The organism is Streptomyces sp. NPDC005722, assembly GCF_040630935.1.
Taxonomy (GTDB): Bacteria; Actinomycetota; Actinomycetes; order Streptomycetales; family Streptomycetaceae; genus Actinacidiphila.
The window spans coordinates 107604-134345 of sequence record NZ_JBEXYN010000019.1 but is presented as its reverse complement, the minus strand read 5'-3'; the positions used below and the strand labels follow the sequence as shown (position 1 = coordinate 134345).

At 72.6% G+C, this 26742-nt stretch carries 15 protein-coding genes; 9 read left to right on the top strand and 6 right to left on the bottom strand.

Annotated features, from left to right (window positions below; all coding sequences use genetic code 11):
* Positions 1-183: 183 nt before the first annotated feature.
* A complete protein-coding gene (locus ABZ479_RS22340) occupies positions 184-4332 on the top strand; it encodes a Kelch repeat-containing protein (protein ID WP_500463244.1) in 4149 nt (1382 codons plus the stop codon).
* Between the two features lie 482 nt (positions 4333-4814).
* Here the strand turns inward: ABZ479_RS22340 and ABZ479_RS22335 are convergent, their stop codons facing one another.
* Together ABZ479_RS22335 and ABZ479_RS22330 are read right to left on the bottom strand one after the other, a co-directional pair.
* Complete coding sequence (locus ABZ479_RS22335; RefSeq protein ID WP_500463217.1) at positions 4815-11822, bottom strand: glycoside hydrolase domain-containing protein; 7008 nt, start codon at positions 11820-11822, stop codon at positions 4815-4817.
* A gap of 324 nt (positions 11823-12146) precedes the next feature.
* Entirely contained in the window at positions 12147-12764 is a 618-nt protein-coding gene (locus ABZ479_RS22330) for a hypothetical protein (protein WP_500463216.1), read from the bottom strand.
* 172 nt (positions 12765-12936) lie between these two features.
* On the opposite strand from ABZ479_RS22330, the gene ABZ479_RS22325 reads away from it, so the two are divergent.
* A complete protein-coding gene (locus tag ABZ479_RS22325; RefSeq protein ID WP_500463215.1) occupies positions 12937-13629 on the top strand; it encodes a class I SAM-dependent methyltransferase in 693 nt (230 codons plus the stop codon).
* A gap of 63 nt (positions 13630-13692) precedes the next feature.
* Here ABZ479_RS22325 and ABZ479_RS22320 read toward each other — a convergent pair whose 3' ends face one another.
* A complete protein-coding gene (locus tag ABZ479_RS22320; protein ID WP_500463214.1) occupies positions 13693-14034 on the bottom strand; it encodes a DUF5713 family protein in 342 nt (113 codons plus the stop codon).
* A gap of 272 nt (positions 14035-14306) precedes the next feature.
* Between ABZ479_RS22320 and ABZ479_RS22315 the strand changes: the two genes are divergently transcribed.
* Entirely contained in the window at positions 14307-18515 is a 4209-nt protein-coding gene (locus tag ABZ479_RS22315) for a carboxypeptidase regulatory-like domain-containing protein (RefSeq protein ID WP_500463213.1), read from the top strand.
* A 64-nt stretch (positions 18516-18579) separates the two neighbouring features.
* On the opposite strand, the gene ABZ479_RS22310 is transcribed toward ABZ479_RS22315, so the two are convergent.
* The gene (locus tag ABZ479_RS22310; protein WP_500463212.1) at positions 18580-21375 is read right to left on the bottom strand and encodes an ABC transporter permease; all 2796 of its coding nucleotides are present in this window, start codon (positions 21373-21375) and stop codon (positions 18580-18582) included.
* Between the two features lie 5 nt (positions 21376-21380).
* The gene (locus tag ABZ479_RS22305) at positions 21381-22058 is read right to left on the bottom strand and encodes an ABC transporter ATP-binding protein (protein ID WP_500463211.1); all 678 of its coding nucleotides are present in this window, start codon (positions 22056-22058) and stop codon (positions 21381-21383) included.
* 90 nt (positions 22059-22148) lie between these two features.
* On the opposite strand from ABZ479_RS22305, the gene ABZ479_RS22300 reads away from it, so the two are divergent.
* The 5 genes from ABZ479_RS22300 to ABZ479_RS22280 all read left to right on the top strand — a co-directional run bounded on the left by ABZ479_RS22300 (position 22149) and on the right by ABZ479_RS22280 (position 25012).
* Complete coding sequence (locus ABZ479_RS22300; RefSeq protein ID WP_500463210.1) at positions 22149-22748, top strand: PadR family transcriptional regulator; 600 nt, start codon at positions 22149-22151, stop codon at positions 22746-22748.
* Positions 22749-22836: 88 nt separating this feature from the next.
* Entirely contained in the window at positions 22837-23304 is a 468-nt protein-coding gene (locus ABZ479_RS22295) for a GNAT family N-acetyltransferase (RefSeq protein ID WP_499601235.1), read from the top strand.
* A 63-nt stretch (positions 23305-23367) separates the two neighbouring features.
* Entirely contained in the window at positions 23368-23922 is a 555-nt protein-coding gene (locus ABZ479_RS22290) for a hypothetical protein (RefSeq protein ID WP_500463209.1), read from the top strand.
* A 139-nt stretch (positions 23923-24061) separates the two neighbouring features.
* Positions 24062-24553, top strand: coding sequence for an FBP domain-containing protein (locus ABZ479_RS22285; protein ID WP_500463208.1), 492 nt, complete (start codon positions 24062-24064; stop codon positions 24551-24553).
* Between the two features lie 126 nt (positions 24554-24679).
* Positions 24680-25012 carry a hypothetical protein gene (locus ABZ479_RS22280; RefSeq protein ID WP_500463207.1) on the top strand — a complete coding sequence of 111 codons (333 nt, stop codon included), beginning with the start codon at positions 24680-24682 and terminating at the stop codon, positions 25010-25012.
* Between the two features lie 66 nt (positions 25013-25078).
* On the opposite strand, the gene ABZ479_RS22275 is transcribed toward ABZ479_RS22280, so the two are convergent.
* Complete coding sequence (locus ABZ479_RS22275; RefSeq protein ID WP_500463206.1) at positions 25079-25831, bottom strand: helix-turn-helix domain-containing protein; 753 nt, start codon at positions 25829-25831, stop codon at positions 25079-25081.
* Positions 25832-26068: 237 nt separating this feature from the next.
* Here ABZ479_RS22275 and ABZ479_RS22270 point away from each other — a divergent pair, with 237 nt between their 5' ends.
* Positions 26069-26731, top strand: coding sequence for a DUF4097 family beta strand repeat-containing protein (locus tag ABZ479_RS22270; RefSeq protein ID WP_500463205.1), 663 nt, complete (start codon positions 26069-26071; stop codon positions 26729-26731).
* The last annotated feature ends 11 nt before the right edge of the window (positions 26732-26742 follow it).

Below are 26742 nucleotides of genomic sequence, written 5' to 3'. Positions count from 1 at the left end.
CAGTCGGACGGGCCACCTCGCGAGAAGAAGCGATGTCTAATGGGGCCGCCCGCGGTGAATGGATTCATTCGATCGCCGGCCGCCTGGTTGGTCGCGCGTCAACGGACAGATGGGAACAGGCACGTGCAGATACCGAGAAAGCCCACCCGCTCAGGACGGCACAGACTCACCGCCGGACTGGCGGTGCTGGGCCTGTCGCTGCTCACCCTGCTGGGGACGCAGGCTCCGGCCACCGCACAGGCACCGGCCGGTGCGGCACGGGAAACCGCCGACACCGCCAGGGACAACGGGCTGTCCGCGGAACCCTCCTGCTCCGCCCCGGAGAAGGACGAGTTCGTGTGCTTCGCCCTGCGCCGCACGGACCTCGGCACCGCCAGGCGGGCCTCGGGACCCGCCGGTTACGGCGCCGCCGACCTGCGCGGCGCCTACGACCTCCCGTCAGGCGGCGGCACCGGCCGGACCGTGGCCGTGGTCGCCGCGTACGACGACCCCACCGCCGAGCAGGACCTGGCCGTGTACCGGGAGCAGTACGGCCTGCCGGCCTGCACCACGGACAACGGCTGCTTCCGCAAGGTCGACCAGCGCGGCGGCACCGACTTCCCGCAGCCCGACCCCGAATGGGCCGGGGAGATCTCCCTCGACCTCGACATGGTCTCCGCGGTGGCCCCGAACGCGCACATCCTGCTCGTCGAGGCCGACAGCGCCGACCGCGAGGACCTCGGGGCAGCCGTCGACCAGGCCGTCGCGCTCGGCGCCGAGGTCGTCTCCAACTCCTACGGCTCCTACTACGACAGCCTCCCCGGGGGCGGTGAGGACCCCGCTGAGACCAGCGACCCGCACTACGACCACCCCGGCGTCGCCATGGTCGTCGCCGCGGGCGACCTGAACTACGGGGTCCCCTACCCCGCCGCGTCCCCCTACGTCACCTCCGTCGGCGGGACCTCCCTCGCCCGCGACCCGAACACCCCCCGCGGATGGTCGGAGTCGGTCTGGAGCAACGGCGACCGCGGCACCGGCTCGGGCTGCTCCGCCTACCAGGCCAAACCGGCGTTCCAGAAGGACACCGGCTGCCCGCGGCGTACCGTCGCGGACGTCTCGGCCGTCGCTGACCCCGCCACCGGCGTGGCGGTCTACCAGAGTTACGGCCAGAGCGGCTGGCAGGTCTACGGAGGGACCAGCGCGGCCACACCGATCATCGCGGGGGTGTACGCCGCCGCCGGGACCCCGGCGGCCGGCAGCTACCCCAACTCCTACCCCTACGCCGCCGTCAGCGGCCTCAACGACGTGACCAGCGGCTCCAACGGCACGTGCGAGCCCGCGTACCTGTGCACCGCGGGCGCGGGATACGACGGCCCGACGGGGCTGGGCACGCCCCGCGGCCTGGGCGCGTTCCGCGGCGGGCCGCGCGGCGAGGTCTCCGGGAAGGTCACGGACTCCGCGACGGGCGAGCCGCTGGCCGGGGCCGCGATCTCGGGCGGTGACGTCGTCGTGCACTCCGACGCCTCGGGGGCCTACACCCTGTCACTGCCGGCCGGAACCTACGACATCGACGTCGAGGCCTTCGGCTACGCGACCGGGTCCGCACCCGACGTCACGATCGCCGACGGGGCGGACCTGACGAAGGACTTCGCGCTGCGCACCGTGCCCAGCCGCACCGTCACGGGGAAGATCACCGACGGATCCGGCCACGGCTGGCCGCTCTACGCCAGGATCACCGTGGACGGCTCGCCCGGCGGCCCGGTGTGGAGCGACCCCGCGACGGGGGCGTACAGCCTCACGCTCCCCCAGAACCGCGCGCACACCCTGCGGATCGCGGCCACCGTCCCCGGCTACGAGGAGGTCGTCCGGCACCTCGACGCGGGCACGGCCGCGCAGAAGCTCGACGTCCCGGTGCCCGCCGACGTCTGGTCGGCCGGCGCCCCCGCCTACGCACCGAAGCTGACCGGCCCGACCCAGGCGTTCACCGCGACGGACTCCGCCCCCGAGGGCTGGTCGGTCGTCGACGCCGAGGGCTCCGAGGGCGGCTGGGCGTTCGACGACCCCGGAGGGCGGTCCAACACCACCGGCGGGGACGGCGGTTTCGCGATCGTCGACAGCGACCACTACGGCTACCCGGCCGCCCAGGACTCCAGCCTCGTCAGTCCGCGGTTCGACTTCACGGACCTCACCGTTCCCGAACTGGCCTTCGACACCGACCTGATGCCCTTCTTCGGGCAGACCGCCGACCTCGACGCCAGCACCGACGACGGCGAGACCTGGAAGAACGTCCGCTCCCTCACCACCGACGCGGCCGGCCCGAAGCACCTCGACGTCCCCCTGGCCGCGTACGCGGGCAAGCCGTCCGTGCGGCTGCGGTTCCACTACACCGCCTCCTACGCCCTGTGGTGGGCCCTGGACAACGTGTTCATCGGCGATCGCGGCCTCACGCCCACCCCGGCCGGCCTCATCACCGGAACCGTCACCGACGCCAACACCGGCGCGGGACTGGTGTCCGCCACCGTCACCGGCGGCGACGGGCCGGCCCTGAGCGCGATCACGGCCGCCACACCCGACGACCCCAACCTCGGCGACGGCTTCTTCACCCTGACCGCGCCGCTGGGCAAGCACACCCTCACCGCCGAGACACCGCACTACACCGGGCAGACGAAGACGGTCACCGCCCGCGCCGACTCCGCCGTCGCCTCGACCTGGAAGCTCAAGGCGGGCCGGCTGTCCCTGACGACGGACCCGATCGAGGCGACCGCCGTCCTCGGCAGGACCACCACCCACCAGCTGACCGTCAGCAACACCGGAGGCGCCCCGGCGACCCTGACCCTTGCGGAACGCGCGGGCTCCGGCGGCACCGAGGACGGCGCGCCCCTGCGGCGTTCAGCCCTGCGCCGACTGCCGTCGCCCGGTGCGGACGGCCGCGACACCGCGCAGATCGACGGACGGACCACGCGCAGCGGCGGGCACGCGCCGGCCACGCGCGCGACCGGACCGTCGGGTGACGCCTGGAAGCCCGTCGCCGACCTGCCCGCGGCCATCATGGACAACGCCGTCGACACCTACGACGGCAAGGTCTACTCCGCCTACGGCTACGACGGCGAGGACGACACCGGGGACCTGTACCGCCTCTCCCCCGACACGGGCGCCTGGACCCGGCTCACCTCGTCCCCGCACCCGCGCCGCGCACCCGCGCACGGCTTCATCGGCGGCAAGTTCTACGCCGCGGGCGGGTGGGGCAGCAGCACCGGCGGCATCGACCCGGGCCTCGACGTCTACGACCCCGTCAGCAACCGCTGGAGCAGCGGCGCGAAGGCGCCCAGGGCGTACGCCGGATCGGGCAGCACCGTCCTCGACGGCAGGCTGTACATGATCGGCGGCTGCGCGGCCGACAGTTGCGGCACGACCGACGCCTCCGTCTACGACCCCGGGGACGACGACTGGTCCGAGATCGCCCCCTACCCGGAGCCCATCGCCTGGCAGTCCTGCGCCGCCATCGGCACCAGGATCTACTGCGCCGGCGGGGAGAGCGGCGGCGCCGTCGCCGTGTCCTCCGCGTACGTCTACAACCCCGCCACGGACAAGTGGTCGGCCCTGCCCGACATGCCGATCCCGCTGTGGGGGGCGGCGCACACCGCGGCCAACGGACTGCTGCTGATCTCCAGCGGGGTGACCGACGACAGTCTGCTGACGAACCAGGGCTTCGCCCTCGACCCCGCGACCGGCACCTGGGAGGCGCTGCCCAACGCCAACACCCCGACGTTCCGCAGCGGCGGCGCGTCGGGCTTCTACAAGGTCGGCGGCACCGTCGACGCGTACGAGCTCTCCCCCACCACGGCGGTCGAGCTGCTGCCCGGTTACGACCAGGCGGGGCTGTCGGAGGTCGGCTGGCTGGGCGAGTCCAGCAAGAAGATCACCCTGGCCCCCGGCCAGAAGACGGTGCTCACGCTCACCTTCGACACCACGGCACTGGAGGTGGCACAGCCCGGCGTGTACGGGGCCCGGCTGGCGTTGTTCAGCGACACCCCCTACGCCCTGCCCGACATCCCCGTCTCGTTGCACGTCGACCCGCCGAAGACCTGGGGCGGCATCAGCGGGACGATCCGCGGGGCGACCGCCTCGGGAGGGTCGGCCCCGCTGGCCGGCGCGACCGTGCAGCTCGACGGCTGGGCCGCCTCGTACACGCTGACGACGCGCCCCGACGGCACCTTCGGACTGTGGCTCGACACCCGTGACAACCCGCTGACCGTCATCGTGGCCAAGGACGGGTACCGGCCGACCGTGGCCACCGTCCGGCTCAAGAAGGGAGTCGTCGTCACCCACGACGTCACCCTGAAACGGGCGTAGGGCGCCGGGGGGGGCGCGGGACGCCAAGGTCCCGCGCCCCTCCGTCGCGCGCCGGCCGGAGGCCGTACGCGGCCGCCGCCGTGGTCCGACCGGACGATCGGCGCGCTCCCTTGGGCGCGCCGCGGCACCGCCCCGACGGCCGGGCGGGACCCTCGACACAGCCGCGACGGGTTCGTCCCGTCGGCAGGCCGGGCGCCGTATCCCCGAGCACGGCGCCCGGCCACATCCTCTGCCGCTGCCGCTGCCCCGGCCATCCGACGCGCGGCCCGGCCCCCTCAGCACCGTCTTCATCACGCTGCCGGTCATGGTCATCGTGCTGGTGGGCGTGCTCTGAGCCCGGCACGGGACGGCAAGAGGGCCCCTGCGGGTGAACAGCAATCGTTCACCCGCAGGGGCCCTCGGCGGTGTGGCGCCTGCTGGGGGTCAGCCGGATCCCGCCGCGCCCGCACGGGGCGCGGCAGGTCCGGCGGTCGTGGCGTGCCCTACGACCAGGGAATCCACGTGTGCGTCGCCCACTCCGTGACCGTCGCCCAGAATCCGGCGTCGTCGTCGGAGCCTGTCCCGTCGTGACCGCCGCCCGGCAGGCCCGGTCCCGCGGTGAGGCGGTCGTCCTCGTCACGGCCGTCGCCGCCGGCCGCCATCGGCCGGTGGTCGCGGTCCGTGCGCTCGAACCCGACCGTGTAGGTGCGGGTGAACGAGCCGTCGGCCGAGGTCACCTTGATGGTGCGGGTGGTGAACCGGTGGCCGTCCGACGAGAGGACCGAACTGCCCTCCGTGACCTTCACCCGCGCGCCGGACTGGGCCGGCACGGCGGAGACGGACGGGGTCTTCGCGTTGTTCGGCCAGTCCACGACGTACGTGGACACGTCCGGGTCGAACCCGTCGATCGCGACGCCGCCGACCTTGATCGCCTTGGCGTCGGCGACGGCGGCCTTGGTGGCGTCCGGGTGGTTCGTCACCTTGACCGACCCGTCGGCGCCGACGACGACCTTCGCCGCCATGGCCGCCGACAGGTTGATCCGCTCCCAGCTCGCCCCGCCGTCGCCGGTGAGGTCCAGCGGGGAGCCGGAGTCCGTCGCGGTCTGCTCGAGGACCTGGGTGCGCTGCTCGGTGGTCAGGCCGGGGAAGGCCGTGGTCAGCAGGGCCGCCGCGTCGGACGGCGCCTTCAGGGCCTGACCCGCCTCCCCGACCCGGGAGAACCCGTAGTCCAGGCGCTGCGTGTACAGGTCGACGTGCTGCGCCGTGCTCAGGCCGGCGTAGGAGTCGCCCTCGCAGGCCTCGAGCGTGTCCCCGTAGCCCGCCTTCTCGCAACTGGCGAGCAGCACGTTCTCCATCTCCGTGTGGGCCTGCGTCAGCAGCTTCGCGAAGTCGGGGTCCGCCCACCGGTGCGCGACGGTGGCCTGTGCGGCCATGCGGCCGCCCATGACGTCGAGCGGGTAGTGGAACCCGAGGACGATGCGGTTGTCGCCGTACTCGGAGGTACGGGCGAGGATCGACGGCGCGAGCTCCGGCAGCAGCGTGGCGAGGATGGTCCCCGCCTCGTAGCCGCCGTAGGTGTGGCCGCTGGGGTACGAACCGCTGGTGGTGAGGCTGCCGTAGGAGCCGTCCTGCGACTCGTAGACGGCGCCGCCGTCGCCGACGAAGCCGAACCGCACGTAGGGGCGCTTGTAGCCGAAGTGGTCCTTCGCCGCTCCGCCCATGTCGAGGCCCTTGGTGACGCGCGAGAACAGCGCGCTGGTCTTCGGCAGCCGGCCGCCGTTCAGGGCGTCCAGGTAGACCTGGCCGAGCCGGGAGCCGAGGCCGTCGGCCATCGTGACGGTGGAGCTGTTGGTCGCGTCGACCTCGGCCCGGTCCACCTCCTTCTGCGTCGCCGCGTTGTTGATGCGCACGGCGATCCGGTCGTTCTCGGCGGTCGGCGGGGTGCCGCCCGGCACCTTGGTGTTGGTGCCGAGGATGTCGGAGCCGAGGTCGTCGAAGCCATTGAGCAGACCGTAGAAGTAGTCGGTCCCGTCGCCGGAGCCCGGCCACTTGTCCGACGTGTAGGTGGCGTTCAGCGTGTCGTCCGGGAAGGGCGACGGCTCGTACGCCGGGTCGGCGGCGTCCGCCGGGGTCGCCGTGACGGTCGTGGCGGTTCCGGCCGGGTCGTCCGAGGTTCCCGCGAGGGTGACCGCGGTGACGGTGGCGGTGTGCGCCTTGGCCTTGTCCGCGGCCGTGAGCAGCGCCGTGCCGGTCGTGGCCGGGAGGTGGGCGGTGGTCCCGTCGTCGAGGGCCACGGTGTAGCCGATGACCGGGAACCCGCCGTCGCCGGCGGCGCGCCAGGTCACGCGGACCTGCTTGCCGTCGGTGACCACACCGGTCACGGCCGGCTTCTGCGGCTTGCCGCCGCCGGTGACCACGGGTGCCGTCGCCGCGCTCTGCTGCGAGGTGCCCACGAGGTTCACCGCCCGGACGCGCGCCGTGTACGACTTGCCGGCCCGCAGCCAGGTGAACGTCGTGCTGCGGCTGCCCGGGTCGCGGACCTCGACCTGGTGACCGTCGCTGAGCGAGATCCTGTAACCGGTGACCGGTGAGCCGCCGGTGTCCTCGGGCTCGGACCAGGCGACGGTCACGCTCGTGCCGGACGAGGTCGCCGACACGGCGTCGGGCGCAGCGGGCACCGTCCGCGGCTTCGTGGTGAGCGCGGCCATGGCGTGGCGCAGGGTGTCGTACCGCGCCGTGAGCGTCTGGTCCGTGGCCGCGGCGTCGGCGATCGCGGTCCTCGCGTCGGCGAGCGCCTTGGTGAAGGCCTTCCACGACGCGTCCGTGTAGCGGTCGTTGTCGAGGGCCGACGCGGTCGTGACCAGGTCCTCCAGCTTCAGCCTCGGGAGAGGGATCAGCTGATTGGCGGCCAGGGTGAGGCTTCGGGTCTGGGTGTCGACCTCGAGCTGGGCCGCGTCGTCGGCGTCGAGCAGGGTGCGTGCCGCGGCGAGTTCACGCCCGTACACCCCGAAGTCGATCGCCTCGTAGCGGTCGGCGTGGCCGGCCGGCCCCTCGTACTGCTCGATCGCCTTCCGCAGGGCGGACTTGTCGGTGGCGACGGGCGTCTCGACGTGGTTGAAGGTGATCCGGCCCAGGTTCGCGACGTAGGGGTGCGAGGAGTCCGGGGTGGTCGTCAGCCGCAGGTAGACGGTGTGCGTGCCGGTGATCTCCTTGGGCAGCGTCACGCTCGTCGTCCCGCCGGACGACCAGGCGGCTCCGGTGACGGGCAGCGGTACGGTCGCGTACGGCGTGCCGGGGTTGGCGGCGTCGAAGGAGTCCAGGTAGAGCTGGACGGCCGAACCGGTTCCGCAGCGGGCGGAGTTGTTGACGTAGGTGATGGTGACGGTGCTCTTCGGGGAGTTCCCGAAGTCGATGTCGCCGTAGTTCAGCCAGGCGCCGTTGTAGGTGCCGCCGAGGTCGGTGGCGGAGCCCGCGCCGGTCCAGCCGACGGGCTCGCTCTTGAGCCCGCCGCCGCTGTTGGCACGCCACGCGGTGGCGTCGAAGCCCACGGGGGCGTCGGCGGTCTGCGTCAGGGTCAGCGAGTAGACGTTGCCGACGTAGGGCTGGGCGGAGGTCTGCGTGCTGGAGACGAAGGCCGCGTACACGTCCTGGACGCCGGTGAAGACGTTCGGGTCGAGCCGCACGCTGGTGGTGGCGATGGTTCCCCAGCCCGAACCGCTGTAGTCGAGGGGGATGTCGACGCTCTTCGCGCCGTCCTTCGCGCCGAGGTGCAGTTCGATGTGCGAGTCCGACGCCGCCCGCGACTGGGGCTTGTCGTAGCGGACGGTGACGGTGTCGGCGCCGCTGCGGAGGTTGGTGTCCTTCCACTGCGCCCACGCGCCGTTCGTCACGTTCTCGAAGAGGCCGTTGGCGAGGTTCAGCGGCAGCGAACCGTTGCCGGTCGCGGTGCTGTTGGCCGCGCTCAGCGTGGCGAGCGTGGTCGTCGGGGACGTGGAGACCCCGTTCGGCGAGAACTGGTACCAGTCGAAGTTCGACACCCACTGCTGACCGGACGGGGCGTGGAACACGAACGTGGCGCTCTTCGCGTTCAGCAGGGCGTCCGGGTCGGTGACGGCGGCCTGCACCGTGGTGTAGTACTGCCAGCCGCCGGTTCCGGGCAGCGGGACGGTGGCGACGACGGGGCCGTCGGCCGCGCCGGCGTGGACGTCGACGCTGCTCGGCTTGGCGTTCGCCGGCTGCGAGTTCGCGTACCGGACCGAGATGCTCCGCGGGGCGACCCCGCCGAAGTCCAGCTTGCCGTACCGCTCCCACGCGCCCTCGGTGACGCCACCGAGGTCGCCGTCGGAGTAGTACGCCTCCTTCACCAGGTTCGGCCCCTCCATCTGGTCGGGGGCCTCGGCCTGCAGGACGGCGTAGCCGCCCTCGTCGATGGTGAGCGAGTCGATGGCGGTGTGCAGCGCGTCGTCCGTGGCCATGATCGTGCCCGTCGCGGAGGTGCTGTCCGCGAGGACGGTCCGCGCGCGTTCGAGCGCCGACCGGAACAGGTTCCAGGAGCCGTCGGAGTAGTTGGCGCTGCGGACCAGGGAGGCCTGGTCGACGAGTGCGGCGAGGGCCTTGCGGGGCACGGCAGCGGCGGAGATCACGAGCGGGTCGGTCGGGGAGATCCCGGTGCCCTTCACCGTCGAGGCGCGCACGCCGTGGGCGAAGGCCGCGTCGCTGAAGGTGATGCCGAAGCGGGCGTCGACCTTCGTGGTGCCGGTGAGCGACAGCGTCGCCGTGCGCGAGTCGCTGACGCGCAGGTCCGCCGTGACCCCCTTCGGCAGGCCGGTCACGCTCGCGGCGCCGGTCCTGGTGAGGCTGGTTCCCTTGTGGGCGGCGAACGACGCCGGCCCGGACAGGGTGAGCTTCACGCTGTCGTCGACGGTGCCGTCGGCGGAGGTGCCGACGGTGGCCGGGCGGGCGGTGAGGACCGTGTCGCCCTTGCCCGTGCCGCCGTCACCCGTGTCGCCCGAGTCGGTGTCCAGCGAGTACGCGGGCTCGGTGTGGGCGCCCCACTGGGAGGGCTTGGAGCCCATGGTGAAGTCCAGGGTGCCGCCCGCGATGATCTGCGAGTAGTCCAGCCACGTGTTGTCGAACCGCTTGCCGTTCAGGGTCGCGTTCTGCACGTAGTAGTTGGCCGGCGAGACGCCGTCGGCCTTCACCGTGAACTTGGAGCCGTTGGCGTAGCTGATCGTCGTGGAGTCGAAGAACGGGCTGCCGATCTGGAACTGGCTGGAGCCGGCGGTCACCGGGAACAGGCCCAGGGCGGCGCCGACGAACATGGTCGACATGGTGCCGGCGTCGTTGTCCATGGTCGGCAGGAAGCCGTTCGGGGACAGCTTGTAGACCTGGGTCTTGACCGGCGGGCGGAACTCGCCGCCGGAGCTGGGGGCCTCGTTCGTGGAGCCCGTCGCGATGTAGCGGTTCCAGGTCGTACCGGTGTAGATGGCGCGCACCCACTTCTGCGTCAGGCTCGGCTCGCCGACGTAGTTGAAGAGGTACGGGGCCTGCAGGTCGATCTCGTTCGCGTTGGAGTGCAGCATGGTCGAGCCGTCATCGACGGCCGAGTCCTCGCCGAACATGTGCTTGACCGCGGCCTTGCCGGCCTTCTGGCCGCCCATCGCCTCGATCAGGCCGCCCATGTCGTAGGCGTCGTACCAGTGGTACTGCCAGAGCGTGCCCTGGTAGAGACCGGCCGCCTCGAACTTCTCGTAGTCGGCGCTCTGCCAGTCGCCGTTCGCGGCGCGCGGGGTCAGCAGACCGACCTCGGTGCCGTCGGTCGCGGTCCAGGCGCCGGACTTCACGAGGTTGTCGATCGCCATCGTCGACTGGGCGCGCAGCTTCTTGGCGTCGTCCTCCTTGCCGAGCGCGTCGGCGATGACGGACAGCGCCCACTGGTCGTAGCCGCGCTGGACGGTCGTGCCGGGGTCACCGGTGACGTAGCCCTGCCGCAGCTGAGCACCCGTGTAGTAGCCGCTGTACTGCAGCAGCGCCGGGTACGCCTCGTCGAGCCGGTCGAAGTTCTTGTAGCCCTTCGACAGCGCGTCGGCGACCAGCACGGCCGAGCGCTCCCAGCGCACGGTCGGGACCGAGTGGGTCAGGCTGCCGAGGCTCTTGCCGGAGGCGCGCGCGTCGGCGAACAGCTCGATCAGCGACTGGATCATGTCGCGGTAGGTGGCCGGGTCGATGTACGACTCGACGGAGTACTTGCGGAAGTCGTCCCAGGTCGACCAGCCGTCGTAGTACGTGAAGCCGTTCGTCTTGTGCACCGCGCCGTCGGCGCCGCGGTACGTGCCGGTGGTGCTCGTGGCGTTCACCGGCAGCGCGTACATGCGGTACAGGTGCGTGTAGAACTCCTTGGTGAGCGTCGACCCGGGGTCGGACTTCGCCGAGGCGCGGACGTCGACGGCGCCGAGCGCGCTGTTCCACTCCGCCTTCGTCCTCGCGCGCGCCTGGTCGAAGGTGAGGTCGCCCACCTCGTTGCGCTGGTCGGTCGCGGCCTGCTCCGCGCTGATCGGCGACAGTGTGACGCGCAGTTCGACGTCGTTCCCGTGGGACGTGTCGAACCCGAGGACGACGCCGGTGTCGGAGCCGTCCTGCGCGGTCGCGTCGCTCAGCTTGCCGTCGTTGCCCCAGCTCTTGAGCGAGGTCACGGGCACGTTGGTGGTGGCGTTGTAGTACAGCTTGTACGAGGCGCCGTTGAACGAACCCGCGATGAGCCCGCTGAGCGAGGTGGTCCCGTCCGGGAGCGTCGTCGCCTGCACGGTCGAGCGGGTGCGGCTGGTGAAGTTGTTCGCGAGGTCCAGGACCAGCTCGGGCTCCGAACCGGCGGGGAAGCTGTACCGCTCCAGCGCGGTGCGCGTGGTCGCGGTCACCTCCGCCTTGATGGTGCCGGGGTCCTGCGTCACCGCGGAGCCGGTTCCGGAGATGGCGCCGAGGCCCACCTGGTAGTAGCCGGGCGTCGCGGTCTCGTCGTCGTGGCTGTACGCGTGCGCGTAGGTGCTGGGCGCGGGGCGCTTGTCGTACCGCACGGAGGTCGGGACGACCAGCAGGTCGCCGCCGCCGCCCGAGCCGCCGACGCCGTCGAGGTTCGTCGCGGTGAACCCGGCGATGTGGTCCTCGTTGTAGTCGTACCCGGGGTGGTTGCGGTTCGGCGTGGTCAGCGGGCTGACCTTGGCGAGGCTGTGGGGCGCCTGGGCGCCCGGCAGGTCGTTGCCGTCGTCGCCGGCGGTCGCCACGAAGGGGTCGACCAGCTTCGTGTAGTCCGTGCCCCCGCTTCCGGAGCTTCCCGTGGACCCCGCGGACGAGGTCGCGAGGGGTACGGCCGCGGCCGCGCCGCCGCCCGCGAGTGCGGCGAGGCCGAGCGCGCCCGACAGCAGCGCGGCGACCGTCGCGCGCAGGGGGCGGCCACGACGGGGGGCGGTTCCGCGTGGAACCGCGCGGGGCAAGGGGACTTGGGATCTGATGGACACGTGACCTCTCCAGCGTCGCAGTACGCACGCACGGATCGGCCCACCCGAAGACAACGTTGTCAGCCCGGGACGCCGGGCGTGCAACCCAGAGCGAGACGGCAGTGGACGCACGGGTTCACACCCCCGCCGCGTTCACGGCCTTCGATCATCAGATACGCCGAAGGCATACGGGAAGCGAACAAAGATCGCACAGAAGGTGCGTGCCGGGTGCCATGTCCGGATAACAGCCGTGTTCTCCGCGGCTTCCGGCGCGCATCTGACGGGCTTTCCCGGGACTCCCCGAGGCTTCGCGGGACTTCGCCGGGCGCCACGGGCCCGCGTCGGTCAGGCCGCGCGCTTCCACAGTTCCTTCCATCGCAGGGACCTGGCGGCGAGGCGGCGCCGGTCGACGTCCGAAGGACGTGATCCGAGACTCACTCCGCATCGCGCGCACAGACGGTACACGTGGAGGCCGCTCTTCCAGGAGCACGTCTTCGCGTCGCTGCCGCAGGCTCGGCATCGCGGGCTGTCGGTTCCGGGCGGGATCGCGGAGGCGAGGACGCGTCCCACCACGGTCGGCAGGGGCTCGCAGGGGTGGAACTCGGAATCGGGGCAGAAGGCCAGAGAGCCTTCCGGTCCCGGTCGTTGGTCCCGCCAGCCGCCGTCCGGCCGTGGCACACGTCGCCCGAGGTCCTTCTCCCGCCGGCGGCGGGTCACGTAGGCGGCCTCGTCGGCGAGCCGGAGCCGGCGTGCGGACCGGAGCTCCTCCACGGCACGGACCAGTGCCGCCGGATCGTCCTCCAGGACGACAGGGATCCGGGCGCTGCGGCACAAGTGGTGGTACGTCGCGCGAAACCCGTACGGAGCGAAGCCCACCACGCAGGTGCGCAGGGCGTTGTGGCGGGCGCGAACCGGCAGATCCGCGTCGTGCACACGTCGGCGATGGGTCTCGAAGCCGGCCATCGTGCGAGGGTAGGCCGCGATCCAGCGGGGCGCATCCGGCTATCCCCGAGGCCGACCGTCTTCCCGGCCCTCGGGCGCCTGCTCCGGCCACTCGCGACGTAGCGCAGTGACCGGCGTGCCCAACCGCCGGTCGTGACGCCGCCTGTCGGACCGCTCGTCTAGGGTCGCCGGCATGGCTGAGCCCTCCTATCTGAGCGCCGTCCGCGAGTCGTACGACACGGTCGCCGCCGATTACGTCGAACGCATTCCGCCGCCGGCCGCCATGGACCCGCTGTCCCGCGGCATGCTGGCGGCGTTCGCCAAACTCGTGCGGACGGCCGGCCTCGGGCCGGTAGCGGACCTGGGATGCGGCCCCGGCCGCGTCACGGCGCACCTCGCCGGGCTGGGAGTGTCCGCCTTCGGCGTCGATCTGTCGCCGAAGATGATCGGGCTGGCCCGGCAGGCGTATCCGGACCTGCGGTTCACCGAGGGTTCGATGACCGCGCTGGAGACGGGGGACGGCGAGCTCGGCGGCATCCTGGCCTGGTACTCCACCCACCACACGCCACCGCAGTGGCTGCCTGCGGTGTTCGCCGAGTTCCACCGCACGCTCGCGCCCGGCGGTCACCTGCTCTGGGGAGACTACGTCGGCGACGAACGGCTGCGGCCGACCCAGGGCTACGGCCATCCCGTGTCCTACGAGTCGTACCTCCTGCCCCTGAACCGCGTGATCGGCCTGATGGAGCAAGCCGGACTCGTCGTCGCCGCGAGGCTGGAGCAGGAGCCGGGCGGCCGGGCGAACAGACCGTGCGCCTGTCTCATGGCCCGCAAGCCGGAGCAGCCCGCGGCTTCGGCCCCTCCGCGTCCGGCGACCGCCGGATCCTGACCCGGGGTCGCGCACCGGTCACCGCCATGCGGTGACCGCGTCGACCAGCCTTCCCGTCCTCGTTCACCAGTCCCGACCGGCGGTCAACTCCTCCGCATCCGCCTCTGTGAACCCGTATGCCGACGCGACGAAGCAGAACTCATCACAGATCCACTCACGCGCGACGGTCTCGATCTCACTCCCGGCCGCGACGAACTCCTTGTCCAGCAGGTTGAACTCCTCCGTCGCAGCCTGGGCGAGCGCGTACAAACTCTCCATGTCCGACGGCTGCTCGGCCTCGATCTGCTCGCACAGCCGCAGCAGGATCGCCTTCCCGTGGTCGACCACGTGATCAGGGAAGTACGGGTCGTCATACATCTGCCGCAAGAACGCGTACCCGGACACCTGGTGGTTCGTGATCGGCATGGCACTTCCGGGGGGCCGTCGCCGGGTTGCCGAAGACTCGCACGGCTCCATGGTGCACCACCGTAGGGAGATCCCGGGTCACCGACCACGGGGTTGCCGCAGGGCGCGGAGCGCGGTGCGGCGTGAATACGACACACGGCGCCAAGACGCCAAGTCCGCCCATTGACCTGGTTGTCGTGGGCACGCGATCTTTCTTCCGGCAACCGTGAAGTCGTCCGGCCGCGTCGTCGGCGTACTGTCCTGTCCGCTCCGCCCTCCATCGGAGTCGCCCTGTGCCCGTTCCCCGCCCCTCACGCCTCCTCCGGTTCCCGAGGAGTGTCCCCGCCCGGCCGACGGGATCCCCGTGGCAACGTGCCACCGGCGCCGCCGCGGCCCTGCTGCTGGCGGTTCTCGCCGTCCAAGTCCCGCAGCAGAGCCCGGCCGTCGCCGACGACACCGGGCCCGCGACGGAGTCGCTGTGCGGCACGCCGCAGCCCGGGCACTTCGGTTGCTTCGCGGTGCGGCAGACGCAGGGCGCGGGCGGAGCCGGCGCGCGTGCCGCCGCGCCCGAGGGGTTCGGCCCGGCGGAGCTGCGCTCGGCGTACGGCCTGCCCGAGGACGGCGGCGCCGGGGCGACCGTCGCGGTCGTGGCCGCGTACGACAACCCCAACGCCGAGCAGGACCTCGCCGCCTACCGGGCCCGGTACGGGCTGCCGCCCTGCGCGGCGGACGACGGCTGCTTCCGCAAGGTCGACCAGCGCGGGGGCACCGACCTCCCGCTGCCCAACGACGGCTGGGCCGGCGAGATCTCCCTGGACCTGGACATGGTCTCGGCCGTCGCGCCGAAGGCGCACATCCTCCTGGTCGAGGCCGACAGCTCCGCCACGGACGACCTGGGCGCCGCCGTCAACACCGCGGTGGCGCTGGGCGCGCGTTACGTGTCCAACTCCTACGGCGCCTACTACGACGGACCCGACCTCGCCGCCCTGGACGCCGCGTACTTCGACCACCCCGGGACCGCGGTGGTGTTCGCCTCCGGCGACTACGGCCACGGCCTGAGCTACCCGGCCTCCTCCCCGTTCGTGACGTCGGTCGGCGGCACCTCGCTCCACAGGAGCGACACCGGTGCGCGGGGCTGGACGGAGACGGTGTGGAGCGGCACGGGCTCCGGGTGCTCGGCGTACCAGCCGAAGCCGGCGTTCCAGACGGACACGGGATGCGACCGGCGTTCGGTGGCGGACGTCAGCGCGGTCGCCGACCCCGACACCGGCGTGGCGGTCTACAACACCTACTCCGGGGGCGGCTGGGGCGTGTACGGCGGCACCAGCGCCTCCGCCCCGATCATCGCCGGTCTGTACGCGCTGGCCGGGACGCCCGTCGCGGGCACGTACCCGGCCGCGTACCCGTACCGCACGCCGGACGCCCTCAACGACGTGACCGCCGGCAGCAACGCCCACTGCTCCGACGACGCGCCCTGCGACCCGGACACGGCGCCCCCGTGCGATCCCGCGAACAGCTGCGTCGCGGGCCCCGGCTACGACGGTCCGACGGGCCTCGGCACCCCGAAGGGCGTGGACGCCTTCCGGGCGGGCCCGCACGGCACGGTGGGCGGCAAGGTCACCGACCGGGCCACCGGGAAGGCACTGTCCGGGGCGACCGTACGGCTGGGCACGCTCACGGCACGCACCGCGGCGGACGGCCGCTGGTCGCTGGCGGCACCCGCCGGCTCGTACGCGCTGACGGTCGACGCCTTCGGCTACGGCCGGAAGGAACTGGGCACCGTCACCCTCGCGGACGGAGCGGAGCTGACCCGCAACGCCGCGCTCGCGGCGGTGCCGACCGCCACGGTCTCCGGCACCGTGCGGGACGGCGGCGGACACGGGTGGGGCGTCTACGCCCGGCTCACCGTCGACGGCGTCCCCGGCACCGTGTACACCGATCCCGTGACCGGCCGTTACTCGGTCCGCCTCGAACGCGGCAAGGCGTACACGCTGCGCGCCACCGCCCTGTACCCCGGCTACCGGCCGGCCGAGACGCAGGTCGTGCTCGGTTCGTCCCCGCGGACCGCGGACCTGGCGCTCCCCCTGGTCGGCTCCGGTGCCCTCCCGCCCGGTTACGCCGTCGACTACCACGGGGGCGGCTTCCAGTCCTTCGACACCGCCGCCACGCCCGCCGGGTGGAGCGTCGTCAACCACACCGGCGCCGGGGGCTGGGGCTTCGACGACCCGCTGACCCGCGGCAACCAGACCGGTGGTGACGGCGGCTTCGCCCAGGTCGACGACTACGCCCTCGGCTGGGGCGAGGTCGACACCGAACTGATCAGTCCCTCCTACGACTTCTCAGCGCAGACCCGGCCGGCGCTGGAGTTCGACACCGCGCTGCCCAGTCTGTGGCGCTTCAACGACCCGACGGCCGACATCGACGTGAGCACCGACGGCGGGGACCACTGGGAGAACCTCTGGCACCACACGGACGTCGTGGAGGGCCCCTCCCACCAGACGGTTCCGCTCACGGACTACGCCGGAAAGCCCTCGGTGCGGCTGCGCTTCCACTTCGCGGGCTCGCTGACCGGCATCTGGCAGCTGGACAACGTCGCCGTGGGCACCCGTTCGCTGGTCACGGTGCCCGGCGGTCTGCTGACGGGCCGGGTGACGGACGCCAACACCGGCGCCGGGATCGCCGGAGCGGCCGTCTCGGCCGCCAGGGCCCCGCAGGACGGCGGGCGCAGCATCGCCACGCCGGACGACCCGGCCGTCGGCGACGGGCTGTACTGGGCCTTCTCCTCCCGCACCGGCCGTCAGGAGTTCACAGCCGGGCTGCCCGCCTTCGGCTACCCGGCCCGGACGTCCGGCGTGACGGTCAAGGCCGGCGCCGTCACCGCCGCGGACTTCGCCCTCCGCCCGTCCCGGCTGAAGGCCGTCCCGGGTTCGGTCGGCGTCACCGTTCCGTGGGGTGGGAAGAGGACCGTCACCGTGAAGGTCCGCAACACCGGAGGCGCCCCCGCCTCACTCGCCGTCGGCGAGCAGGCCGTCGCGGACGCCCCGCGTGCGGCCGGTGCCGTCAGGGAGCGGACGGCGGCAAGCCCCGATCCGCTCGGCACCACGGCCACCGCCGTCGCGGCCGAGGGCCGGACCGGCGGGGCGACCGCCGGGCAGGCGTGGCAGCCGCTCGCGGATCTCCCGCAGCCGATGAGCGGGGGCATCGCGGCCGCGTACGACGGCGTCCTCTACGCCGGTCTCGGTCAGACGCCCGACGGCCAGTGGACCACCGCCCTGCGCTCCTACGACCCGGCCACGGCGGCCTGGAAGGACCTCGCGCCGGCCGTCACCAAGCGCACCGGCGCGGCCTACGGATTCGTCCGGGGCAAGCTGTACGTCGTCGGCGGCAAGAACCGCGCGGGCGCGCCGATCGCCGGGGGCGAGGTCTACGACCCGGCGACCGACACCTGGTCGCGGATCGCCGACGCGCCCAAGGCGTACGGCAGTTCCGCCGCGGCGGCGGTGGGCGACCGGCTCTACGTGGTCGGCGGCTGCACGAGCTTCACCTGCGGCTCGCGCGACGTGCAGGTCTACGACCCGGCGAGCGACACGTGGTCCGCGGGCCCGGCCTACCCCCTGCCGACCTCCTGGCAGAGCTGCGGGACGGTCGAGGGCACGCTGTACTGCGCGGGCGGCGTCCACCAGGGCGACGGGCAGCCTCCGCACGCCACGGCGGCCGGGTACGCCCTGGACCGTGCCGCGGGCCGCTGGACCCCGATCGCCGATCCGCCGGTGGACTTCTGGGGTGCCGCGACGGCCGTCGGGGCGGGCCGGCTCATGGCCGCCGGCGGTGTGCTGGTCGGGGCCGCCGCGGTGACCAACGAGGCGTACGCCTACGATCCGGGCACGGACGCGTGGAGCGCCCTGCCGAACCTGCCGCAGCCGCTGTACGCGGCTGCCGGAGCACCCGGCTGGTCCGTCCTGGGCGGCCTGAGCGCCGACCGGGTGATGCAGAGCTCCGCCCTGGAGCTGCCGGGCTACGACTCGCCCCACGGGGACGTGGCGTGGCTGGCGGGCAAGGCGGGTTCCGCGTCCGTCGCCGCGGGCGGGACGGCGGAACTGAAGGTCACCGTCGACGCCCGGGGCATGGGCCCGGCCGACGCGGGGGTGCACCGCGCGCGGCTGGTCGTCGACAGCGACGGGCCGTACGGATCCGTCACCGTGCCCGTCACCATGACCGTGGTGGCGCCGCCGGGGTGGACGCACCTGAGCGGCACCGTCAGCGGCGCGGGGCGGCACGGCGGCAGCACGCCGCTGGCCGGGGCCACGGTGCGGGTCGGGACCGGGACGGGTGCGCACACGCTGAGCACCGCCGTCGACGGCACCTACCAGCTGTGGCTCCCGGAGGCCGGACGTACCGTCGCGCTGAGGGTCGGTGCCGAGGGCTACCGGACGGCCGAGCGCACCGTGCGGACGGGCGGTCGTGACGCCGTCACCGCGGATGTGGTCCTGACCAGGCGTTAGGCGCAACGGCGCGGTGGGGCCGGTCAGTCGGGACCGGCCCCACCGCGCCTGCCTGCGGCAGTGGTCAGCCCATGGCCAGCAGACGCGCGGGCGCGACGCGCGACTGCGCGCGGACCGGCAGGGCCAGGGCCGCGCAGACCAGGACCACAGCGGCCAGGGTGGCCAGCAGTGCCGCGCCGCCGACGGCCGGAAGACGCCCGCCCAGCGTGCCCCACCCGATGGCGAGGACCGCCGCCAGCCCGGTGACCGCTCCGGCCAGGCCGCCCAGCACGGCGAGCAGGGCACCCTCGTAGTAGCTGAGCCGGGCCAGTTCACGCGTCGTCCAGCCGGTGGCCCGCAGCACGGCCAGGTCCGCGGCGCGTTCGCGCATGGACAGGACCAGGACGTCGACCGCTCCGGCGGCGCCCAGCAGCAGCGACAGCGCGACGCTCAGGTAGTCCGCGGTCCGGGCCTGCGCGACGACCGCGTTGCCCAGCAGGGAGCCGGCCACCTCTCCGCGGAAGCCCAGGGTGAGGGCGAGCAGGACGGTGAAGGCCGCCACCGCCAGGGCGAGTCCGGCCGCGCCGAGCACGGTACGGCCGGGGAAGCGCAGCAGGTTGCGCACGGCGAGCCCGAGGACGGAGCTGACGGGCGCGGCCCGTCCGGTGGCGGTCACCGGGGGCGTGATCGCGTCCAGCGGCTTGAGCCGGGTGGCGCGCCAGGCCGGGAAGAGCCCCGCGGCGACCGCGAGCAACAGCGCGACGGGCAGCACGAGCGCCGCCTTCCGCCCCGCGTCGGGCAGTCCCAGCACCACGCCCAGGACGTAGGCCAGCACGGCGCCGAGGGCTCCCGCGCCCATGCCGATGACGAGGAGTTCACCGAGGATGAGGCGCATGATCTCCGGCGGGCTCCAGCCCAGGCAGCGCAGGGTGCCGATCTCGATGCGCCGTGAACGCACCGACGCCAGGGCGGCCTGCGCGAGGAACAGCGCGCAGACGATCAGGACCAGCACGAACAGCACCGCGCTCTTGGCGTCGACGGCCTTGAGGATGCGCAGCGCCACGCCCTTGGCGGTCCAGTTCTCCACCACGTGGACGCCGGGCAGCGCGATGGTCTGCGGCGCCGGCGAACTGCCGATGGTGATGTCCACCTGCAGGCCGGGGTACGCGGTGCGGATGCGCCCCGCGACGGCGTTGACCCGCGCCTGTGACGCCGCGTCGACGCCGGTCACGCCGGCGACCCGGATCCGGATGGCGCTGATGGGGGCCTTGTCCTGCACGCTCGGCTGCCGGCGGCTCCCGGTCAGTACGGGCAGCGCGTCCAGGGACGTGAGCATGGTGGGCGGTGCGGCCAGGTAGCCGCCGAGGTTGCGGTCCGGGCGCAGCGGCCGGTCGTGCAGGGCCGCCCGCCCGGCGTCGTCGGCGCCGGTGACCTGCGGCGAGCGGTAGGTCTCCAGCGGCACGGCGGACAGCGTGGAGAATCCGGGGAGTTCGGTGGCGTCGTAGCGGCCGACCGGCTTCAGGTAGGGGACCGGGGTCCTTCCGTAGTCCTCGTGCCCGCAGGTACGGGTGCCCCAGCAGGCGGTTCCGGGGTGGCTGACGACCTCCCGGAACTGGGCGCCGGTGTTCTCCTCGGGCACGAGCTGGATGAACTGGCGGTCGCTGTTGGTGCGCCACAGCTCCGGGGACTGGTCGGCGCGGGCGCGCGGCGCCAGGTCCGCGCCGGTGCGGCGGTAGTCGACGGGGCCGACCGTCCAGTAGCTGTCGGCCTGCGGGGCGAACAGGGAGGTGCCGGGGAAGCCCTGCTCGAGTTGGGCGCTGACGCGTCCGACCGGTGTTCCGCGCAGGTCGTTGACGAAGTCGTGGGCGGCGGGGCTGCCGAGCTTGCCGCGCAGGGCCGTGGGGTCGCCGGTGTCCAGGCGTTCCACGGTGGCGTCCACGGTCCCGGAGGTCAGGCTCTGGTCGCTGAGCACCATCGGGATCGTCCAGTAGGACTCGTTGGACCAGTTCTCCTTGCGGCCCCATGCGGGCTTGTCCCGTTCGGTGAGCATGCGGCCGGAGGTGACGGCGTGCCCGAGGCCCACCAGCCGGTCCTCGGCGGCGGGATCCACCGCCGACAGCAGCACCGGGTAGGAGACGGGGATCTCGGCGACCGCCTTGCCCCCCGCCGACCGGCAGGTGAGCCAGCTGTTCATGTCGGGGTCGAAGGGCGACTTCTCGCGACGGTCCTCGCGTATGAGGTTGGGTTGCAGCGGACCGAATTCGCCGTCCTCGGTGTGTTCGACGTGAATATCGGTCTTGTTGTAGTTGTAGTACCAGCACACCGGATAGGTCCGGTGATCGGCGTGTTCCTCCTGCAGGCCGGGGAACGTGGAGTCCGAGAGCGTCTCGGACGCTTTGATCGGGTTGCGGCTCACGTACAGGTACTGGTCGGCGGCACGGTAGCGGCCCAGCCCCGCGGTCAGCGTCGGCTGGATCCTCAGCATCTGGCCCTGCGCCTCGCCGTCCACGAACGACGACAGGTCCACCTTCAGCGTTCCCTGCACCATCAGGTAGCCGACGTTGGCGACGGGCGCGGCGACCTCGATCCCGGGCATCTCCTTGATCCGCTCGTACTGGCTCGTGCCGATGCCGCCGAAGATCCCGGACAGGAAGTTGGCCCCGACGAGTTGGTCGCCGCGTTCGAGGGCGGTCTGGCTGCCGTGGGGGCGGACCAGGACGTCGTACGCGGAGCGGGCGTTCTTCCGCACGGTCTCGGTGGTCCGCGCCTGACTGGTGGTCACGGTCGAGGTGAGCAGGGTGAAACTGGTGGCGGCCACGAGGATGCCCGCTGCCAGGGCCAGCGCGCGGGCCCGGTGCCGGCGCAGCTGTGACCAGATCATGGCGATCACGGGCGCAGGCCTCCGAGCCGGTCCAGGACGTCGGCCGCGGGCGTGACGCGTTCGTCGGCCACGACCTTCCCGTCGCGCAGGCGCAGGATCCGGTCGCAGCTGGCGGCCACCTCCACGTCGTGGGTCGCGACCAGCAGCGTCATCCCGAACTGCGCGGTCAGGGACAGCAGCAGGTCGATGATCTCCCGGCCCGTCGCGCTGTCGAGGTTTCCGGTCGGCTCGTCCGCCAGCAGCAGGCCGGGCCGGTTGACCAGCGCCCGGGCGACGGCCACGCGCTGCTGCTGACCGCCCGACAGCTCCGAGGGCAGCGCGCCGGCGCGCCGCTCCAGGCCCACGGCCTCCAGCAGTTCCATGCCGCGGGCGCGCCGGTCGAAGTCCACCCGGCGGGGCAGCACCGGCGCCAGCACGTTGTCCAGCACCGTGAGGGCGGGCAGCAGGTGGAAGCGCTGGAAGACGAAGCCGATCCGGCGGCGGTGGGCGTCGAGCCCGCCCGGTGCCAGGGCGGTGCCGTCGACCTCGACGGTGCCGGAGTCCGGCAGATCCATGCCGCCCACCAGGTGGAGGACGGTCGACTTCCCGGCGCCGGACGGGCCGGTCAGGGCCACCGATTCACCGTCCCCGATCTCCAGGTCGATGCCGTCCAGCGCCACCACCCCCGGATGTCGGCGGGTCACGCCCCGCAAGGTCACGCCCATGGTTCCGACCACCCCTCCTGCATTGCGGCAATGCACGGGTACATTGTCACAACACAGAGGGGATGCAAAATGCCACTGCACCACGCGGTGCTCGCGCTGCTGGCCGAGGGACCGAGTCACGGCTACGAGCTCAAGGGCCGTTTCGAGGAAGCGATCGGCCCGCAGTGGGGCGGCCTCAACATCGGGCACCTCTACCAGATCCTCGAACGGCTGGTCCGCGACGGCCACGTCACCCGTTCGCACGTCACGCAGAACGACCGCCCCGACAAGACCCGTTACACCCTCACCCACCAGGGACTCGACGAGCTCGACAGCTGGGCGACGTCGGCCTGGGTCCGCACCGGCGGATACCGCGACGAACTCTTCCTCAAGCTCTTCGGCGCGGCCTCGCTCGGCCCCGAGGCCCTGGACACCCTCGTGACGAACCAGCGGCAGACCTACCTCTCCGAACTCGCCGCCCTCACCCGCCTGCGCCGCACCCACACCGACGACCCCCTCGTCGCCCTCCTCATCGACGCCGCCATCGCCCACACCAAGACCGACCTGCAACTGGTCGACACCGCCGCCGACCGGCTGGCGGCGCTCGCGCGACCCGGCGTCCCCTCGCACGAAGCGACGGAGGAACCCCCTGCCGTGGACGCGCCCACGGCACCGGCCACGGGTGGATGAGCAGGAATGGCCCGCCGTCGGGTTCCTGAGAAGACTGGAGCCCGCGGCCGCGCCAGGCCGCTCCCCCGGGCACCGCGGACGCCACCCGGTGCCGAGACACCTGGACAGGAACCGGATCATGAGCGTTGAGGTAGAGGTCGTCCGCGAGGCGGACGACGAGCTGGTCGAGGCGTTCACACGCCTGCTCCCCCAACTGTCCGCCAGCGCGGCGCCGCCGGACCGTGAATCGCTGCGCAGGCTGCTGGCCGCCGAGGCGAACACGGTGCTGGTGGCGCGTGTCGACGGTCGCGTCGTCGGGACGCTCACGCTGGCGATGTTCCCCCTGCCGACCGGGATGCGCGCCTGGGTCGAGGACGTGGTGGTCGACGAGGCCGCCCGCGGCTACGGCGTCGGCGCCGCCCTCACCGAGGAGGCGATCCGGCTGGCCGACGTCGCCGGAGCCCGTACGGTGGACCTCACGTCCCGGCCCTCACGTCAGGCGGCGAACCGGCTGTACGAACGTCTCGGCTTCCTCGTCCGGGACACCCGCGTCTTCCGCTACACGCTGCAGGCCTGAGGTACCGGCGGATCTGCGGAGGCGGCGGGGAACCGTGCGGCCCCGCACCACGTCGTACCTGCCATGATCAAGGAACCCACCGCTCGGCGCCTTCCCGCCGCCCCGCTGCTCGCCGTCCCGCTCGTGGCGCTCCTCCTCTCGTGTTCCGCGCCGTCGGACGACGGCGCGGACCGCACGGCCGGCGGCACCCGTACGCCCGTGTCCGCCTCGGAGCCGGCCGGGGCGTCCGCTCCGGGGGCCGGTTCCGAGTCGGCACCGGCAGGGTCCGAGTCCCCTTCGGCGGGGCAGCCGGAGGTCCCGGTGGAGAAGGTGCGCGACGCCTTCGCCACCCTCCAGGCGACCTACCACTCCGGCTGCACGCCCACCACGTCCCAGGGCGAGTGCGCGTACTTCCTCACCCGGGTGCACGACGAACTCGCCGGACTCGACGAGGCCATGAAGGCCGACCCCCAGGGCCCCGGGCACTTCCGCGAGCCGCTCGCGTGGATGGCGCGACTGCACGGCACCCTCGGCACGGACACCTCCTTCGAGAACCTCAAGGAGCACCAGGACGACCTCGTGGCGACCCGCGACCGGATCAACCGCTGGATGCAGGGCCACCCCGAGGACTACCGCTGAGCCGGCGCTCCATCGCACCCCTTGCCGGCAGGGCAGCCGGCCGGTGAGCGGGGGCCTCCCCGAACCATCACACCCCCACGCCGTAGCTGCACACATTAATAATTTGCCTAATACCTTTAGGCAAACTAGCCTGCCGTTCATGAAGCCACTGACCGAGCGGGAGATCCGCGGCGCCTTCGTGAACTGCAGCAAGGGCGAGGCGAAGCGCCTGCACGTGCCCCGCGACCTGGCCGAGCAGCCCTGGGACGACCTGGACTTCCTCGGCTGGCGCGACCCCCAGGCCCCGGACCGGTCGTACCTCGTCACCGAGCTGGACGGGCGCACGACGGCGGTCGTCCTGCGCTCGTCGCACACGGCCTCCTGGCAGGCGCGGCTGAGCATGTGCTCCATGTGCCTGACCACCCACTCCGGGGGCGTCTCCCTCATGGTCGCCCCGCGGGCCGGCAAGGCCGGGCAGCAGGGCAACACCGTGGGCGCCTACATGTGCAGCGACCTCGCCTGCCCGCTGTACGTACGGGGCAAGAAGGTCGCGGGCATCGGCGCGCGGCTCCACGAGACCCTCACTCTGGAGGAGAAGGTCCAGCGGACCGTCGCGAACCTCGCCGCGTTCCTGGCGAAGGTCGCCGCCTGAGACGGGTCGGGACCTGCGGCACGTCAGGCCGTGCGCGCGGTAAATGGCGCGGCACGGCGGCTCCCCGGCCGGTAGGCTCCCGCCGCCACGCGGATCAGGTGAACGCGTGCGGGGAGGGGAGAGCGCATGGCGGAGGCACGAGCGATGCCGAACGTGACCGACGAGCGCCTGTGCTGGCTCGTCGTCCGCGACGAGCTGCGCAAGAAGGCGGGCCGACTGCGCGTGTTCGGGTGGATCACGGTCCTGTTCAGCAGGAACGACGGCGCGACCACGACGGGCGGTGACCTCAGACGCGAGTACGCGTCGGACAGAATGGCCGACTACACCTTGGCCGTGGACGACGCCGCGCAGGGCCTCTCCCCCGAGGAGCGCAGGTACCTGCGCGCCGTGGGCGAGGTGCCGGAATGGTTCATGGCCGACGTGGAGCGCCGCTACCAGGTGATCCGCAAGCAGCGCTGACGACGCCCGCCCCGTTCCGGTCCCGGGGCTCTCCTGCCCACGCCCACCCCCGTGGCCGCGGGTCCCTCACGCGTCCCGGCCCGGCTGCGCCGCGTCGTGTGAGGCCGCGTCAGGCCTGGTGTGGAGGACGGCGCGGGCCTGCTCGGCGGCGCGGGTGACGCTTTCGCTGATGAAGTCGAGGAAGCGGGCGATGTTCTCCAGGCGGGCGGCGGCCGGGGTGTCGGCGCCGAGGACGGCCACGCCCTGGCGCGCCGTCGCCACCAGCTGGTCGTTGGCCCGGGCGCTGGCGATGGTCGCCTGGTAGAAGAGTTCGTTGTCGACGAGGTAGCGGTCACGGCGGCGTTCGTCCCGTTCCCGGCGGACGAGGCTCTGACTCTCCAGGAAGGCGATCGCCTTGGAGATGGACGCCGGACTGACCTGGAGCCGCTGGGTGAGCTCGGCCGCGGTCAGGCTGCCCGCGTCGGTGGTGAACAGGCACGTCAGCACCCGGGCCCCCATCTTGTTGAGACCCGTGGCCATCATGACCGTGGTGAACGTCTCCTCGTACTCGGCCACGGCCTCCGGATCACGTCCGTGCGCCGGAGGGGCCGACTGCGCCCCCCTGACGGCCGCGGGCTTGCGGCGGTGGGCGCGGCGCTCGGTGGCCCGGTGGGCGAGGTCGGCGCGGTAGGCGGTGGGGCCGCCGTTGCGCATCACCTCGCGCGTGACCGTCGAGGTCGGACGGTCCAGGCGCCGGGCGATCTCGGCGTACGGAAGGCTGTCGGCCAGCCCCGACGCGATCTGCTGGCGTTCCTGCTGGGTGAGCCTGCCTCCCGGCATCGTGATCTCCCTGGTGATCGCACGCGATGTCCCCGATTCCCGCACCATAGCGTTCACTTCCCGACCATTGCAATGATCGAAGCGGCCGACGTTGCATTATCTTCAGGATCGTTGCAACAAATTCCCTCATCTCACCTGCGATGATTGGGATTTGACGCAACAAGAACGTTGCCGTCGACTGGAAAGCAACGTAGCGTTTCCCATGTCAGAAACCGACAGCGAGCACGGGAGTGCACGATGCAGAAGTTCGACACCACCGCCCCCATCTCCGCCGTCCTGGAGATCCCGGCCGGACGCGTCCAGTTCATCGCCGCCGACCGCGCCGACACCGTCGTCGAGGTCCTGCCGGCCGACCCCGCCAAGAGCCGCGACGTCCGGACCGCGGAGCAGACCACCGTCACCTACTCCGACGGCGTCCTGCAGATCCGCACCGCCTCCGGCAACCGGCTCCTCGGCCCCTCCGGGGCCCTGGAGGTCACCGTCCAACTGCCCACCGGATCGCGCGTCGAGGGCAAGACCTCCGGCAGTGAGCTCCGCGGGGTGGGCCGGCTCGGCGACGTCGTCTTCGACGGGGCGTACCGGCAGATCAAGATCGACGAGGCCTCCGGCGTCCGTCTCACCGCGGTCGACGGCGACGTCGAGGTCGGCCGGCTCACCGGCCCCGCGAACATCAGCACCGCGCGGGGCGACATACGGATCGCCGAGGCCGTCCGCGGCACGGTCGAACTCCGCACCCAGATGGGCGACATCACGGTCACCGCCGCCTCCGGGGTGTCCGCCGCCCTGGACGCCGGCACGGGCCACGGCCGCGTCAGCAACGCCCTGAAGAACGACGGCGCGACCGAACTCCACATCCACGCCACCACCCCGTACGGGGACATCACCGCCCGCAGCGCGTGAGGGAACGGCGC